This is a genomic window from Paraburkholderia kururiensis JCM 10599 = LMG 19447, from assembly GCF_003986935.1.
Classification (GTDB): Bacteria; Pseudomonadota; Gammaproteobacteria; order Burkholderiales; family Burkholderiaceae; genus Paraburkholderia; species Paraburkholderia kururiensis.
The window spans coordinates 126,274-143,672 of record NZ_RJZE01000007.1; the positions used below are offsets into that span (position 1 = coordinate 126,274).

Below are 17,399 nucleotides of genomic sequence, written 5' to 3' on the forward strand. Positions count from 1 at the left end.
GCAAACGTTGCAGGCAAGACTGGTGAGGTCGCGAATGTTGCCGCAAAAGCCGGAGAAGCAACCGAGATTGCGAATATCGCAGGCAAAACAGGAGAGGTCGCGGACGCAGCGGCTGTGGGCGCCAGGGCAGTCAGATGGCTGAAGGAACAGCTGATGTGTCGCGGGCGGCTAAGCAGTCGAGAATACAAAGCCTGCGGAAGACGGCATAAAAGTACTTCCAAAGAAGCATCCAGAGCGGATTGACTATACCCAAAGGCGCCGACATTACGGCGTACGTTAGGTATGCCGCTGAACAGGGGGGCAAAACGGGTGACCGTTTCCTCGGTCAGGGCCTGCAATATCGATTTAAAGATTTTGATCTTTCCTGGATCGTTGAAACTGGGCAGATCCCATGATTACCTCTGACGCGAATCTAGAAGAGTTTGTGCGCCGGCTAGAGAGTGTGATTTCGATGATGAACGAAAAAAGGAGGAAATTTATGTCCAGCAGTGGTGCAGACTGGCAAATAGGGTCGTACGATACTCTTATAAAGAATTTAACCGACTTGCGCGACACCGCAGTAGCGGATAAGTTGCGTAGACCTTCACGAGGGGAAACACGGCCGGGGGCTGGTTTGGGTTTAAGCCATGTGGTGGGTGAGTGGTGTGAAGATGATGAGCTCCTTAACCACGTGCAAAGCGTTGAAGACTATTTTCGCCATGTTCTTTAAAGTGTGTTGGCAGGGATAATCGAATCGATCGTTCGCATAGAGCGTGGCAAATTCGTTGACGGCAGCCGTGTAATCGCGAGCAGCGCCTCCATCGGCGGTGGAGGCGAGCAGTCTGTTGATGTCCACGCAGAACTGGAGGTTACAGCCCACGTCAAACGCAACGCCATCCAATCGTCGAAGCCGATGCCGGAGGTTTTCGCTGCCATATTCACACCAACCCATTCATCACGGGATTTGTCGGCAGGAACGGCCTGCTCGATGTTGGCAACGGCGAGACGGCAGAGCTACCGGAAATGGCCGCGCCCGGGTGCGTGATATGTGGCGCAAGAATTCCGGAATCGCGACTGAGCGTGGGGCAGAGATATACCACGCTACGGACATATAGCGCGGAGGCTTCTGCTCGGAGGTCGCAGGCTATTGTTTTACCTATCAAGCATATTCTTCGCGGGGCGTTGTAAAAACACCATCGGTGACCCTTCCCGACAGTGTTTTGGCGGTTTTGGCTGTAAATTTGCTGCCGTGCGGTAAGAGCCGGTAAGAAAAAACAAGCAGCTTACAGAAACCATGCGAACCACGGGGAAAGACATCCTCCGCCGCGCGATGCAGCGCACGGCGGCAAGGGACAGTGCGCGCTTCGCGTGCGCTGAAGACCTAAACACGGCGCGGCCCGCACTGTGGCGCAGGGTCACGGCGGCCGTCATGGTCGTGGTGACGTACTTCGCTCCTGCAGTGTTCTCGGCCGACGCAACGGCGCATGCCGCGCCCATCGTCGACCCGCGCGCCCCCATCGCCTTCCAGCCCACCATCACGCAGAGTTCGGCGGGCGTCCCGGTTATCAACATTCCCGCACCCAATTCGCAGGGCATTTCGGCCTCGCAGTTCCAGAACCTGTCGGTCGGCAGTGAAGGTTTGATTTTCAACAACAGCCTGGTTCCGGGGACGTCGCTCATCGGCGGCCAGGTCGGCGCGAACCCGAACCTGGGTGGGCGCACCGCCTCCATCATCCTCGCGCAGGTCACCTCAACCGGTAGCCAGTACGCTTCCGTAATTGCCGGACCACTGGAGATTTTCGGGAATTCTGCATCCCTTATCATCGCGAACCCCAACGGTGTTAGCGTACCAGGCGGCACGGCGCTCACCAACATCTCGAACCTCACGCTCACCACCGGCACGCCGCAGTTCATCACGGCGGCAGGCGGCACGCCGACCGACTTCGCCCACGCCGGCGCGCTCGCATGGAGCGTGAACGGCGGCAACATTTCCATCAACGGGCCACCGGGCAACGATGGTACGCCCGGTGCGGGCATCGAGGGCACTGTTGGCAACATTGATCTGATCGGCGAAACGGTTTCACTGTCCGCGCCCTTGAACGCGAACAACCGCGTCAACATCGTGACGGGCGACCAGCTTGTCACACCCACCTCCTCGGGTACGACCGGCACCACTTGGGCCACCTCATCGAACGGCAGCGCCAACACCGCCACCAGCAGCGGCGCCGTCGCCATCGATGCGAGCCGGTACGGTTCGGTAACCTCCGGACAGGTGTATATCGTGTCCACCGCAGCCGGCATGGGCGTCAACATGCAGGGGTCGCTTGCTGCGACTGCCGGCAACGTGACGGTCACCTCGAACGGCGACATTGTGGTGGGCGGCACATCCGCGACCGGGAACGTCAGCCTCGCGAGCCAGGGCAACAGCACGGTCTCTGGCACCGGCGTCGCGAACCAGAACTACACCGTTTCGGCGACGGGCGACATCAACGTAACGGGTAGCGCATCGGCCGGACAGGACGCCACGCTCTCTGCGGGCGGTAATCTCAATGCCGCATCGGTTGCGGCCAACGGCAACAGCACACTCACGGCCGGCAACTCGATGACGGTGGGTTCGGTCTCCGGCCAGAACCTTTCGCTCAAAACCACCACCGGCGACATCACGGTCAGTTCGGGACTCACGGCACCCGGCACGATCGCAGCGAACGCGGGCCGCGACCTCACTGTGAACGGTGCGGTCAATGGTGGCAGCACGGTGGATCTCACTGCCGCGCGCAACGCGGCCATCAATGGCGCGGTGTCGGGCGTAGGCGACACGGCGATCATTGCGCAGGCCGGCACCGCAAACGTTTCCGGTAGCGCGACAGGCAACGGTGCACTCACCGTCTCCTCGGCACAGGGCACGACGCTGGGCGGCACGGCCCAGGCACAGGGACCGGTAACGATCAGCTCGCAGTCAGGCTCGGTCACGGGTAGCGGCAACGTCGCCTCGTCGAACGATGCGGTTTCGATCACGGCGGGGCAGGACATCGGGCTCACGGGTTCGGTGCAGGCCGGCACCACGGTGACGGCAAACGCCGGTCGCAACGCTTCGTTTGGCGGAACGATGACGGCGCCGGGAGCGATCTCGGTGACCGCGGGTGGGAACAGCACGCTCGGCGGCAACGCGACCAGCGGCAGCACGCTGACGGTGACATCCGGTGGCAGTACGGCCATCAGTGGATCGGCCGCGTCGGTGGGCGACATGAGCCTCGCCGCGAACGGCGGCACGCTCTCCACGACCGGTAGCGTGACGACGCTCGGCAACTTCACCGCAAACGGCCAGCAGGGCGTGAATCTCGGTGGGGACGTCTCCAGCCAGGGCAATGCGCAGATCGGCTCCAGCGCGGGCAGCGTGACAGTCGCTGGGACACTCACGACACCGGGCACGGCCACCATCAGCGCCGGGCAGGACGTCACGGTTTCGGGTAACGCGCACAGCGGCGGCAGCACGTCCATCACGGCCACGCGCGACGTGACGCTGAACGGCGGGCTCGAAGCCGACGGCACCAGCAATGCGACCGTCACCGCAGGCCGCGACATTACGGGCAGCGGCGCGGTCGGCGTCGCGAACGACACGATGCTCTCGGCGGGCCGCAACATCGGCATCACGGGCGCGATCCAGACCGGCAACAACCTCGCGGCGACGGCGGGCACGGACCTGTCGGTGGGCGCGACCACCGCGGTCGGCAACGAAACGCTGACGGCCACGAACGGCGGCGCGACCCTCGGAGGCAACGCGCTGTCCGGCGGAGCGATGAACGTCACGGCGGGCACCGGCATCAGCGCGCAGGGCAGCGTTCAGAGTCTGGGCGATCTCGCCATGAACGCGAAGGGCGGTGACCTGACCGCCGCCGGCGCGGTGTCGACAGCGGGCAATGCCACGCTCAACACCAGCGGCACCCTGAACCTGAACGGCCAGACCACCGTCTCGAAGGATGCCACGCTCACGGCCGCGAACATCACCACGCAGGGTGTGGCGGTGGGCGGCAACCTGAACGCGACCGCTACACAGGACCTCAACACGTCAGCGGGGCAGCTGAACGCCACGTACAGCTCGAGCGCGCCGGCACTTAGTGTGAACGGCGACGCGACGCTGAAGGGTGCGAACGTCACCACGGCCAACGCGGTCATCGGCGGCACGTACAGCGCGACCGGCACCACAGGCCTGACGACGGGCGGTACCGCGGCGTACATGGGCAACGCGACGCTCGCCGGCGGCACGGTGACGAACGTTGGCTCGCAGATGGCGAAGGGTAATCTGACCGTCTCCGGCTCGAACGTCAGTAACCAGGGTTCGCTGTCGTCGCTTGCCACAACGACTGTCAACGCTGCAAACCTCACTAACACCGGCACGATCTACGGCCCCACTAGCGCGATCAATGTCAGCGGTGGCACCACGAACACGGGCGGACTGCTGGCGACGAGTGCGCTCAATCTCGTAACGGGCGCGCTCAACAACAATAGCGGGTTGATCTACACGGGGGACGTGAACAATCCTGGCGCCGCCGCGGGCGATGTAACCGTAACCGTGAATGGGGGCAACGGCACATTCAACAACACGAATGGCCAGATTCTCGCGCAGCACAACCTGACGCTCAACCTGCCCAACCAGGCATTCGATCCGTCCGCAGCTGCGAGTGGCACGCTCAACCTCGGCAATGTGCTCACCATCAACGCCCAGCAGTTGAACAACTCTGGCACCTGGGCGATGCCGGGCAACAATGTGTCGATCAACGCTGCGCAGGGGTTCACGAACACGGGCACGATCAGCAAGTCCGGTGACATCACGCTGTCGACGTCCGGCACGCTGTCCAACAGCGGCACGATCACCGCAGGCAACAACGTCAACCTGTCCGGCACCGTTGTGAATCAGGCGGGCGGAACGATACATGCCGACAACGACGTGAACCTCACCGGTGTGACCACGAATGCCGGAACGGTCAGTGCAGTACGGGATGTGAACGTCAACGGCAGCAGCTACGACAACAGTGGTGCGGTGACCGCTGCGGGCCGCAACTTCAGCGCGAACCTGTCTGGCGATCTGGCCAATATTGGTGGCACGATCACGGCACAGAACGACGTCACCATCAATGCCGCGAACGTCCTGAACAGTCGTGCGGGCGCGAACAGCACGACCACGTACTCCATTGGGACGACAATTAATGCAGCTGGCCTTGGCGCGGTACTGCTTAGTGCTCCGCTTGGGTCCCTCACGCTGGATGACTTCAGGACGGGGCAGGACGGTTCTTCAGTCGACAACAGTGCGGTAATTACGGGGCGGGTCGGGGATCTGCAGCCGGCGGGGACTACCACGACAACGGCCCCCGATCTGAGCGCCGGGACGCTTTACGGTATCGCGTTGCCCACTGTTACGCGGACCATCACCACTACGCAGCCATCTGGGGCTGCTGGTGTGATTGCGGCGGGCCATGATCTTTCGATTGCGACCGGCAACCTGAACAACCATGGAAGTACGATTTCAGCCGGCAACAATGTCACGCTGAAGGTCGCATCGCTGGACAACGGCGGCGACCCAGGCGTGACGACCATTACGGACAGTATCGACGCGGCATCGTATGCGGCGTTTCTCACGCAGCTGAAGGCGGCATATCAGGCAGGGACTCTGCAGGCGCTGGACGGTCCGACTGGGCCGGGCTACTCCCTTGGGGCGCAATTCGACGCTTTCACTGAAACGCTGAACATATTCACAAATACTCCTCCGCCAGCTGGGCAGACATCGACCCTGACGACGTGGACAAGCCAGAACGCCGGGCAGATTGTCGCCGGCAACAATCTCTCGCTCACGGGCACGGGCGGCGGGCTTACGAACGCGGGCAATCTGTACGCGGCCCAGGATCTGGTTATCAGCGCCAGCAGTTTTACGAATCAGGGTTATCACACCAGTAACCTGACATCGACTGCGGGATGTGCCGCAGGCGTTTCTCAGGATCAGTGCGGCATGTTTGGAGCTAACCTGGACGGTTTTACCAGCTTGCCGTGGACCTTCCAGCGCCCGGGTCAGGTGTTCACCAATCCGTATACCGTCGGCTTTCAGCGGCAGTACGTCTTTGGCAGCAACTACAGAGGCTGGGTGCCGGGCAACGATGGCTCTGCGATTTATGGAGACCAGACCAGCACGCAGAGCTACAGCTACACGCAGACGAACAACACCGTCTTTGCCGGGCGCGACCTGATCATCACCGCCCCGACGGTCAGCAACACGTACGGTAATCTGCTGGCGGGGCGCGACGTTGTGATCGGCGGTTCGGGCACTTCGCGCGACAACACCAATCCGGCCAGCCCGCAGACCACGCTTACGCAGGCTGGCAGCCTGACGAACAGCTCGGGGAATATCCAGGCGGGGCGCGACATGGCGCTTGCCGTTGCCTCGCTTGTCAATACGCTCTCTGCGCCAGCCCAGATCTACCAGAACTACGGGACCACGGCTCGCTATGGCTGTAGTGGTGCGTCATATGACGTCTGTGATGCATTCGTCGATGTGCAGTCGGGCGATGCCTCCACGATCACGGCAAACCGTAACCTGTCGATCAGCGCGGGTACCGTGACGAATACCGGCAGCCTGATCACGGCGGGCAGCCAGGCCACGGTCACGGCCTCCTCGAGCATCACGAACCAGGACCAGACGCTGAACGCGTACTGGCACGATGCCTTCTACGGTGGCGTGGTCGGTGGCTCAATGCCGCCAGACAACTTCGGCTGCGGCACGTCTGGCAACTGCTCAACCCTGTTCGGCAGCGCGTATCGCTCGGGCGACGGGGTCCAGCCGCCCACACCGTACCAGAGCCTGCCCGGCACGATCCAGGCGTCGTCGCTCACGGTGACGGCTGGCGGCGCCCTGCAGAACTCCGGCAACGTGATGGGGCAGCAGGTTTCGCTTACCGGTGCGTCACTGGTCAACGGCCTGACCTCGCCCGGTGCCTACACGCCGCAGCCGACTGCATCGCAGCAGGTCATTCCGCTCGGTCCGCCCGGCGTGCCGGTGCTTGCCAGCGCGGCACTGAATGGTGCTAATGGCGTCAACGGTGCGGTTTTCCAGCCGTCCTCCATACGCAGTACTGTGGGCCTGAGCGCGGGCACGGCGATCGCCGGTCAGTCCGTTGGCGTGCCCGGTTCGCCCGCTGTCTCCCGTGCGGGCGTGCCGTCGATGAGCAGTGTGCAGACGGTGAATGGCCAGGTCGCTGTTTCCCCTACGTACCTGGTCAACAATCCTGCTTCGCAGGTAATCGCCAGCATGGGGCCGGCGCAATTAATCGCGAATCTGCCGGCTAACCTGCAGCCATCGTCGAGCATCTTCTACTACGATCCGTTCACCGAGGACCAGGTCCTCCAGCAGGCTGCACTCAACCAGACGGGGCAGGCCAGCTTCATCAGCGGGCTCACGTACGACAGCCAGAACCAGAAGTCGGTCACCGATCAGGAAAAGTCGGTCCTGTACGCCAACGCGATCCAGTACGCCGAATCGCACAACGTTGCTCTCGGTACGGCGCTCTCACAGCAGCAGATCGCGTCGCTGGACGCGCCCATGCTCTGGTACGTCGAGGAGACAGTGCCTGAGCCGGGATGCACGGCAACGGGCACCGTCAGCTGCCCGACCGTGAACGCGCTGATGCCGCAGGTCTACCTGCCGCAAAACTATGCCGTCGTCGAGCACGACGGCACGATTACCGGCCAGAACGTGACGCTCACAGCCAGCAACGGCGGCACGATCACCAACACCGGCACTATCACGGCGACGGATTCACTGAGCGTCAATGCCGGAACGCTGACAAACCAGCAACGCTCCACGGACATCGGTACGCAGTACACGATGGTCGGCCCTTACGGGCTTCTCACGACCACGGGAACCGTCACCCAGCAGGGCGGCTTTATGTCCGCCGGCAATTACGATCTGAACGTCGACAGGCTGGAACAGATCGGCGGTGCACTCCAGAAGCTGTCGTCCGATGGTTCGATCGATACGGCAGGCACTACCCAGCAGCTTGCAGCGCTCAAGGCGGAGCTTGGCAGCAGCTTCGTGCAGGGCACTGCAAGCAACGACCTCCACACAAGCTTCACGTCGCTCGCGGACAGCCCGGGTGCGTTCGAGATGATAGGCATGGCTGTCACGGTTGTCGTGGCGTCGTTCATCACGGCGGGATTGGCGGGTGCCATGATGGGTCCCGCCATGGCGGGCACGGTGGGCGGCTCGATGGTCTCTGCTGGCGCCGCGGGATTCGTGGGCAGCGCCGTGTCGCAGGCCAGTACCGGTCAGTTCAGCTTTACGACGGCGCTGGAAGGCGGAGCGGTGGGAGCCGTCACAGCGGGGCTGACGAACGGCATCACGTATTCCGCCGACAATGGCTTTGGCTGGTCAGGGCTTGGTGCGAAGATCAGCGACAACAGCCTGTCGGCGCTGGCTGGAGTGAAGAACGTCGGCGGCGTGCTTGTCCCTCAGGCAGGCGCCACGACGGCATCGACCATCGGTCAGGTGGCTGTGGCGATGGGAGCGGAAGCCACGATCCAGGCGGGAGTGCAGACCGCCATCCAGGGCGGCAGCTTCCTTACGAACCTGCGCAACTCCGCGGTGAGTGACCTTGCGGCCGCAGCGGCCTACGGTATAGGTAATGCCGCCAACGTACAGGGTTCCCCGATTGCTGTCGGCACGCCTGGCTATTGGCTCGCCCACGCCGCATTGGGCTGCGCGGCCAGCGCGGCAGAGGGCACCGGCTGCGCGGGCGGTGCCATTGGCGGAGCCGTGTCGGCCGGGCTGAACCCGATCATCGATGCAAAGGGGGATATCCCGGCGGCCGCATTGACGGCGATCGAAACGATGGTAAGTGGCAGCATCGCGGGTGCGTTTGGCTTTAATGTTCAGGGATCGATGACGGCCGCGCAGAACGAGACGCTGAACAACTGGCTGAATCACGTCCGAACCAACCCGATGTTCTACTCCGAGCAGGAGCGGTACAACAATGCCGTTGCTGCTGGAGACCGATCAACAGTGGCTAGCTTGGACGCACTATCGCAGCAACGGGATGCCGACCTTGCCAGCGCGTGCGCCGGAGGGTTTGGTAGCGCTGCTTGTCAGACACAGGTGATCGCTGCGCTCGCAGGGGGAAATAACGTCCAGTTCCTTAACGGGACGGCCTATGCCTTCGATCCCAATGGGCCGGCGATTACTGCCAGTGGTGCGCAGCCCTCACCCATGGCGGCTGCAACCCTGAACAACATGTTGGGCAGTCCGTTCGCGGCGATTATTGGCGGGGCGATGTACGCGACTGGATCGCCGACGAACGCCTACTACGGCTCCCAGCTCGGCGTTGCGCTGGATGGCATTGCGGCCGGACTGGCGGGCTGGCAGCCCGCCAAGGCTCCGCGAACGCAGTCGTACGCATCTCCTGGTAGCGGAGACGCTGCAATTATCGCAGACGGTCCGATATCGACGTACGATACGTCCATCACAAAGCGAGGAAGCGAATACCTGAACGTAGAGACGAACGTGACTGCAGATCAATTCCAAGCGAATCTGATTTCGAACGGGTATAGCGTTATGAGTCAAGGCGTCAACAAGAACGGCCCTTTCACCGTCCTCAACAATGGCGCTTCGACATATACGGTCTACACACGCACGACGACCGGCAAAGCCGGAGCGCAATATTTTGGGCCTGGAGGCGTGTCGGCAAAGATTTCCTTTAAGCCGCAGTAGCCGGCGGATTTATTGAAATGGTGACGATGGATATGGGCGCACGATTGGCTGCATTTGGAAACACAAAAAGATCGATTAGCTGCGATACTCTATTGCCGGAGCTTGTCTTCGCTGGAGTGTGGTGCCGATTTCTTTTTTTTGAATCGGATCGTATCTTTGGTAACCATTTTATCGGGGCAGTCGACGAGCTCATGCGCCTGGAGGGCGCGTCAGTTTCGTGCCTGGTCAATCTTGATTTGACGCCTGTCTTTGCATTCGAGAGCACTGCAGCGATCTACATAGATCAAGCTACAACCAACGAAGAATATAGTGCGGCGCTACGTTCAGGCGGTCCGCAGAGTGGGTGGCTTTACAGAGTAGACCGATATGCCTGTGCTTCTGACGTTGGCGCATGGTGCATTTATTGCGAGAAGAGCAACGATGTTGCGGTAATCGCATTACGCAACGATGCGGATTACAAGCGATTTCGTGATGCGCTAGACCGTCTTTGGGCAAAACCCATTGAAGAATTGGTCGATGGGGGGGGCGCACCGCTGTTTCCATTTGATCACTTGGTGCCCAAGTGGCGAAAAGGATTGCTCGACAACTATGGAAACGACCAGCAGCGCAACGATCAATGATAATCCACTGTAAATTTCCATCAAAAGGTCTTAGTGCGTCCTGCTGCCTGATGAAAAGAACAAAAGGTGTGCGGCGCGAAATGGGCGGGTCAGGATAGTAAAACGATTTAATGTGGGAAGGTATCGGTATTCAATTAATCGTTGTGCCGATGAAATGATGACAGGCGAACCTATTTGGCATAGCCGGGCAATGGCGAGTGTCAATGAAAAGTTCATATGGATCGCGCCACAATCTGGATATCGGATGGCTGTGCTCGATCTATTGGCTACGGAGCGTTTGCTAGCGCCACATGCTGGTGACGACGCGGTTGGTGATGCAATTAAAGGAGCGATCGCTGAAAGTAGATTTCTCTCGCTTGAAGAGGCGCGTGGCTTTCAGGAAATAGCGGATTCGCTCTATCCCCAGTGGATAGAGCGCTTGATGCTTCGTTACAACTATAAAAGCAAGCAGGCGCTATTTAAAAAATGAGGCGCTGTAATATTGTCAAGAAAGATAAGGTGTTGGTGATATCTCCATCTCATCATAATCGCCTGGATAGTTGGAGTCGGAGTAAGGTCGACGGCATTGAGGATGTGGTTATTCCGGCCGATAGTTCTGAAATTGATGTTGGAGCGGCACTTCGTCTTGCTTTCAGTCGATGCACTGGTTAGGCGCGTTACCTTAAGCCAACTGAAGTAACGGCACGCCGGCGCGGCGGAGTAGCAGGAAATGAACGGATGAAAAAAATGAAACAAACGGGGCAGGCACCAGAGGACGGCGCCCGCCGCGTCTTGGTAGTGGCTTTGCTGTGGGCGGGCGCATTGTGGCTGACGGGCATCGCACAGGCCGCCGGCATCGTCGCCGACGGCGGCACTGCGACCTCGGTGAGCACAGCCGCTAACGGCCACCAGACGGTTGCCATCGCCCCCGCCACAGGCGGCGTCTCGCACAACACCTATTCGTCGTTCAACGTGTCGTCCGCCGGCGCCGACCTGAACAACACCGGCATCAACGCCCGCACGATCGTTAACGAGGTGACCAGCACGAACCCGTCGCTCATCCAGGGGGCGATCGCCGTGCTCGGCCCGCGCGCGAACGTGATCCTGGCGAATCCCAGCGGCATTACCGTGGATGGCGGCAGCTTCGTGAACGCCGGCCACGTGGTGCTGTCGACGGGGCAGGTGAGTTTCAGCGACCTCACGCTCTCGCCGGGCAACATCCAGCGCAACGTCGTGCTCGCCACCAGCGGCGGCACCATCACGATCGGTCCCGGAGGCCTGTCCGGCACGCTGGTGAACCTCGATCTCGTGGCGAAACGCCTCGCGGTCAACGGCCCGGTCACAAACGACTTCACCAGCTCGGCGGGCGGCGTGCGCGCCACCATCGGCAGCAGCACGACCACCTGGGATACCGGCTTCTCGCCTTCGGACAACGGCCACGACTGGCTCATCGGCACCACGAATCCGGGCAGCGCGGGCTCGGGGCTTGCCGTCGACATCACGGCCGCCGGCGGCCTGACGGGCGGCCGCGTGCAGCTCATCGTGACCGACCAGGGCGCTGGGGTGCGCAATCTCGGCAAACTGTACGCGAGCGCGGGCGACGTGGTGGTCTCAGGCACCGGCGACATCACCACGGTGGACGGCTCCATCCGGGCCGAACACGACGTCGCCCTCACCACGCCCGGCACCGTCTCGCTGCAGGGCGCGCAGATGACCGCGGCGAACAGCATCACGGTGAAGACCGGCTCGATGGCGCTTTCCGACGACGCCACAGGCCCCTCGACGCTGGCCGCCGCAGCCGGATCGGTCAGCCTCACCGCAACAGGTGACATCTCGAACACCGGCAGCGTGATCCAGGCCGGCGGCGTCGCGGCGGACGGTACGGCCACGGGCGGCAACATCACGCTCACCGCGGGCGGCAGCATCACGAACCGCTCGACGCATGACAACCTCGGCATCGTCTTCGCCGCGAACGGCGATGCCCAGCTCACCGCCCAGGGCGACATCGTCAACGACAACGCCCGCATCCTCTCCAACCAGGGCGTGACGCTCGCCGCGCAGGGCGATGTGCTCAACATCATCGACCACACGGGCGGCACCAATGGCGGACAGCCCGTCGCGTACTCACGTCAGGGCGGCAGCTTCCTGTTCCTGACCCACACCACCAGCGGTTTCGACGTTGACTACGGCACCGTGACCGAGCCGTCGCAGCTGGCGTACATCGCCTCGACGGCGGGGCCCGTCACGATCTCCGGGCACAACGTCACCAACTCGGGCGGCATCATCCAGTCGAACGGCGGCGACATCACGATCCACGCGGACGATGCCTTCACCAACGCCGCCGTGTTCTCCGGGCAGGCAAGCTACTCGCGAGGCTGCTGGATCTTCTGCCACGCGAGTGCATCGAGCACGGTGCAGCCGTATGGCGGCACGATCCAGTCGGGCAGCAACATCGCGATCACCGCGGGGAGCGTGGCGCGCAACATCGGCGGAAACGTGTTCGCGCAGGGCGACATCGACGTCACCGCACCCGTCACCTACGCGCAGGGCGTGACGGGCTACTCGGCGATCAGCCAGCAGCGCGGCTTCAAGGCGTTCTTCGGCAGTACGTGGGCGCAGATCATCGCGGCCGACGTCGGGGGCGGGTTCGCCGCGAACGGCGCCGTGCACCTGACGGGCGACGCGATCATCGACGGCGGCTCGATCAGCGCGCAGAAAGGCGTCTCCGCCACCGGCACCATCACGACGGTGCGCGCGCCGTCGCGCACGCCGGTGCAGATCGGCCAGCACCTGGGACTGACGACGTGGATCGGATACTGATGCTGGCCATGCGTGCACGTAGCCGGCAGAACCGGTACCTGATCCTGCTGGTGACGCTGGCCATGCTGCCCATCCTGTTCGTGGCGCTGCCGGCGTTCGCACAGACGCCGCCGGCGGCTCCTCCGGCACTCCCGCCCGGCGCGGCACCGCGGCCCATCCAGGACCCCGGCCAGCAGCTGATCGACGAGCAGCGCGAACAGGCGCGCCAGCGCCAGCTCACCCAGCCGCCCGCGTCGATCTCGGTGGCGCCGCAGGCGCCGGAGACGACGCTCGACATCCCGGTCGACACGCCGGTCGACCAGATTGTGGAGACCGGTCCCACCTTCCCGGTCAGCCGCATCGTGCTCGCTGAACAGGACGGCAAACCGTACACGCCGCTGCCCGGCGTGCCGCGCGCGAAGCTCGACGCCATCGTCGCGCCGTTCACCGGCCATGCGCTGGGCTCGCACCGCGTCAACGTGCTGCTGAAACGCCTGACCGACGCCTTCGTCGCCGAAGGCTACGTCACCACACGCGCACTGCTTGGTCCGCAGAACCTTGGCTCCGGCACGCTGACGGTGACCATCCAGGTGGGCCGCATCGGCGGCTTCAGGGTGAACGGCGAGCCGGTCCACCGCCTGAAGAAGAACGAGAAGGCGGCTGGCGGCGGCTGGCTCACGGATGCCGGCTACGAAAACGCCTTCCCCGCTGCTCCCGGCGACGCACTGCGGCTGGAGGACATCGACCAGGGCGTCTCGCAGATCAACCGGCTGCGCCGCAACCAGGCCGAGGTGCAGATCCTGCCGGGCCAGAGTCCCGGCGAGTCGGTGGTGGCGGTCGGCAACCGGTCTGGTGACAGGCTCTACTACAGCCTGGGTGTCGACAACTACGGCAGCTCCACGACCGGCGTGACCCGCTACCGGGCCGGGGTCGAGGCAGACAACCTGACCGGCCTGCAGGAGTCGCTGAGCCTGAACTTCATCGACAGCCTGGACAGCAACGCGCTCGTGGGGTCGCTCGCCATCCCGTTCGGGCGACATACCTTCAGCTACACGCTGTCGGACTCCGAATACCAGCAGGTAGTGGGTACCACCGCGCTGCTGTGGGGCCGCACGCTGAGCCACATCCTGGGCTGGAACTACACGCTGCTGCGCTCGCAGGCCGACATCGTGAACCTCGATGCGACGCTGTCGTGGCGGCGCACGGACCGCGAGCTGAACGGCAGCATCGACCTGAACCCGCAGCGCATTGCGGTGCTGCGCACGGGCGCGAACTGGCTGCACAAATTCGCGCTCAACGGATCGGCGGGCAACGTCACGCTCGATGGCGGCGTATCGCAGGGGCTGCCGTGGCTGGAAGCCGATCACGACGCACACGGCATCGCGCGCACCGATGCGCACAGCCAGTTCACGAAGTTCGACATGACGGCCACCTACACGCTGCCGCTGCCGGCCTTCTCACGGATGCAACTGGCGTACCGCGGCGCGCTGGGCGGCCAGTACACGAACGTGGCGCTGTTCGGCTCGGAGCAGCTGTACCTGGGCAGCATGGACACGATCCGCGGCTTCCGCTCGGGCGAGATTGCGGGCGACCGGGGCATCTGGTCGCGCAACGAACTCGCGTGGGTGAACGCGCCCGCGTGGCACGATGGCCGCGTCGAACCCTACGTGTTTCTCGATGCGGGCAAGGCGAATCTCGTCGCGGTGCCCGGTTTCCCGTCGCTGGTAGGGGTAGGCGCGGGCCTGCGCGCGCAGTGGCAGTGGCATAAACAGATGCTGTCGGGTGAACTGCTTGCCGGACGCGCACTCACGCAGCCGGCCGTCCTCGGGCCGAAGGCGACCCTCGTTCTTGGAACACTCAACTGGACCTACTGAAGGCACAACGATGAACAGAATCTCCCTGCGGATCACTGCGGCTGCCGTCCTTATGTTTGCGGCCGGCATCGCTGCACCCGCAATGGCGCAGACCGCGTCTGCCCCCGCTGCCACGCTGCCCGTCGGTACGGTGGCCGCCGTCAATGGCATAGCGATCCCGCAGTCGCAGCTTGATGAAGCGGTACGCATCGCGGCCCAGGTGGCGCACCAGCCCGACACACCCCAGCTGCGCCAGGCGCTCAAACAGCAGCTGATCGCGCGCGAGCTGTTCCGGCAGAACGCGGAGAAGGCGGGCTACGGTTCGAAGCCCGAGGTGCAGCAGGCGATGGAAGCGGCAAAGACCAACGCCGAAACACAGCTGTACCTGAAGGACAGCATCCATGCCGCGCCGGTGACCGATGAACAGGTGAAGGCGCGCTACGACCAGATCGTGGCGTCGCTCGGCAAGGAGGAGTACAAGCCGCGGGTGATTGCGGTACCCGACGCGATGACCGCGGCGACGGTGCTCAGCGAGCTGAAGTCGGGCAAACCGTTCGACGTGCTGGCGCAGCAGTACAGCGTGGCGCCCAGCAAGGCGAATGGTGGTGAGCTGCCGTGGGTGAGCTTCAAGACGCCCGTCACCGAGGGCAAGACGCAGGGTCTGCCGCTGCCTGTTGCTCAGGCCATCACGCAGCTGCCGGTGGGAGGCGTGACACCGGACTCGATTCCGGTGGGCAACGTGCGCCTGATCGTCAAGCTCGATGCGAAGCGGCCGACGCAGATTCCCGCGTTCGACGCGGTGAAGGAGACGATCCGCAAACAGCTTGAGGCGCTGGCGCTGGAGAAGGCCGCGGCTGACTTCACGGCCGGGCTGCTGAAGGGCGCGACGGTCCAGCAGTAGGCAGCCCATGGCCATGAGATGTGTACCGTCTGACCTGACGAGCCGCGCTGAAACAAGACATATCGGAACTTAATGAATCAAATGCATACAGCCAAAATACCTCCAGCACAAACCATTTTTGCGATATTTGCGTCGACTTTCCTGATCGCGGGGTGCGCAACCAGGCACGCGGCATCACACAGGGCTGGGGAGCAGGAAGCGCAAAAAGAGGTCGCGCGGACGGAGATCGTGGCCGACGCCCCCAAAGACGGTGCAAAGGTTGTGTTCACAACCAGCGGGATGCCTATGCCGGTGAATTTCTCAACAAGTACATCGGACGAAGCATGTACCGGATTCCAGAGAGTCGGAAGCGTGTTCGATAGCGGTCGTGGAATACTGCTGCCGTCAATTGCGCGCCTGACCGAGAAGCTCAACAAGGCCGTCATGAAAGCCGAGACGTCGCGAACCGTGAGCGTCGAGCCCGGCATGCAGCTACAGGTAAAGGGACTCTACGGTGACGACATGGATTCCCATTCGGCTTCGTGTGGCCCGTTCGTCACGTCCTTCGTCCCTGAAAAGGGGCATACCTACCACGTAAATTTCGCGTTCAACGGTACGCAGAGCTGCTCGCAGAGCATGACCGACATCACGGTTCACGACCACCCTGTTTCGGTCGGACGCCCGCTTTATTGCGGTCTGCGGGACATGGCAGCGACTGTTACCGGCAATCCGCTCAGAACGAAACACGAGCAAGACCTCGAGGCGGCACGGAAGAAGGAGGCCGCAGCGACGTCGCCATTCGAGAGAGCATCTGCATTGCAGGATGAGGCTGCCGCTCTCGATTCCCTTGGCAAACCGGATGAGGCTCTTGCCCGGATCGACGACGCCTTACGACTGGCCGATCCGTCCAGAAGCAAGGATCTGATTGCCACAAAAGCGGGCATAGAGTTCTCGCTGAACAACCCGCAGCAGGCGCTTGCGCTCCTTGCTCCGGAAATCGGGAAGATCCGCGAGTTTGCCGCTCACAACCCCCAGCTCACGCGCGCTGGTGTCCTGGGTACCTACACCGAAGGATTCGTCACAGCCACTTTCGCCCATATTCAACTGGAGCAATGGAAGGCGGCGATCGATACGCTGGCAGATGCCGAGTCGCCGCTGGAGGGGCCGGGCTTCTATGCGTACCGGGCGCTCGTGTACCGCTACATCATGGCCAGAGCCCATGATGCCTCGTTGACGAATCCGCAACTCGAACGGGACGCGAGCTACTACGCTGCGAATGACAAGAACCAGTACGGCGCATTGCTGCGCGCATGGCAAGGCGAAAATATCGTGAGAGAGCTTTCGATCATCAATGCCGGGCTGTCGGGTGACGAACGTCAGGACGCGGAAGCAGAAGAGCAGTTCTATCTCGGCGCGTATGCGAAGTTCGTCAAGGGCGATGCCGCCGAAGGGCGAAGCAGGTTGAGCATCATGGATCTGCTTGCGCCTTACGGCAGTATCGAATGGATCTACGGCAAGCGGGTCCTTCAATGAGACTACGA

At 62.7% G+C, this 17,399-nt stretch carries 7 protein-coding genes and 1 pseudogene; 7 read left to right on the plus strand and 1 reads right to left on the minus strand.

Features of this window, described 5'->3' with window-relative positions:
- Positions 1-619: 619 nt before the first annotated feature.
- Entirely contained in the window at positions 620-835 is a 216-nt protein-coding gene (locus PKKP23_RS10360) for a hypothetical protein (protein WP_126876807.1), read from the minus strand.
- 474 nt (positions 836-1,309) lie between these two features.
- On the opposite strand from PKKP23_RS10360, the gene PKKP23_RS10365 reads away from it, so the two are divergent.
- The 7 genes and pseudogenes from PKKP23_RS10365 to PKKP23_RS10400 all read left to right on the plus strand — a co-directional run bounded on the left by PKKP23_RS10365 (position 1,310) and on the right by PKKP23_RS10400 (position 17,391).
- Positions 1,310-9,727, plus strand: coding sequence for a two-partner secretion domain-containing protein (locus tag PKKP23_RS10365; protein WP_126876894.1), 8,418 nt, complete (start codon positions 1,310-1,312; stop codon positions 9,725-9,727).
- 17 nt (positions 9,728-9,744) lie between these two features.
- Entirely contained in the window at positions 9,745-10,347 is a 603-nt protein-coding gene (locus PKKP23_RS10370; protein ID WP_126876808.1) for a hypothetical protein, read from the plus strand.
- 244 nt (positions 10,348-10,591) lie between these two features.
- Positions 10,592-10,998, plus strand: a pseudogene (locus tag PKKP23_RS34980) (contact-dependent growth inhibition system immunity protein).
- Between the two features lie 66 nt (positions 10,999-11,064).
- Positions 11,065-13,146, plus strand: coding sequence for a two-partner secretion domain-containing protein (locus tag PKKP23_RS10385; protein WP_240658876.1), 2,082 nt, complete (start codon positions 11,065-11,067; stop codon positions 13,144-13,146).
- A gap of 62 nt (positions 13,147-13,208) precedes the next feature.
- The gene (locus PKKP23_RS10390) at positions 13,209-14,999 is read left to right on the plus strand and encodes a ShlB/FhaC/HecB family hemolysin secretion/activation protein (protein WP_126876896.1); all 1,791 of its coding nucleotides are present in this window, start codon (positions 13,209-13,211) and stop codon (positions 14,997-14,999) included.
- Between the two features lie 10 nt (positions 15,000-15,009).
- The gene (locus tag PKKP23_RS10395; RefSeq protein ID WP_126876811.1) at positions 15,010-15,879 is read left to right on the plus strand and encodes a peptidylprolyl isomerase; all 870 of its coding nucleotides are present in this window, start codon (positions 15,010-15,012) and stop codon (positions 15,877-15,879) included.
- Positions 15,880-15,960: 81 nt separating this feature from the next.
- Positions 15,961-17,391, plus strand: coding sequence for a hypothetical protein (locus PKKP23_RS10400; RefSeq protein ID WP_126876812.1), 1,431 nt, complete (start codon positions 15,961-15,963; stop codon positions 17,389-17,391).
- The last annotated feature ends 8 nt before the right edge of the window (positions 17,392-17,399 follow it).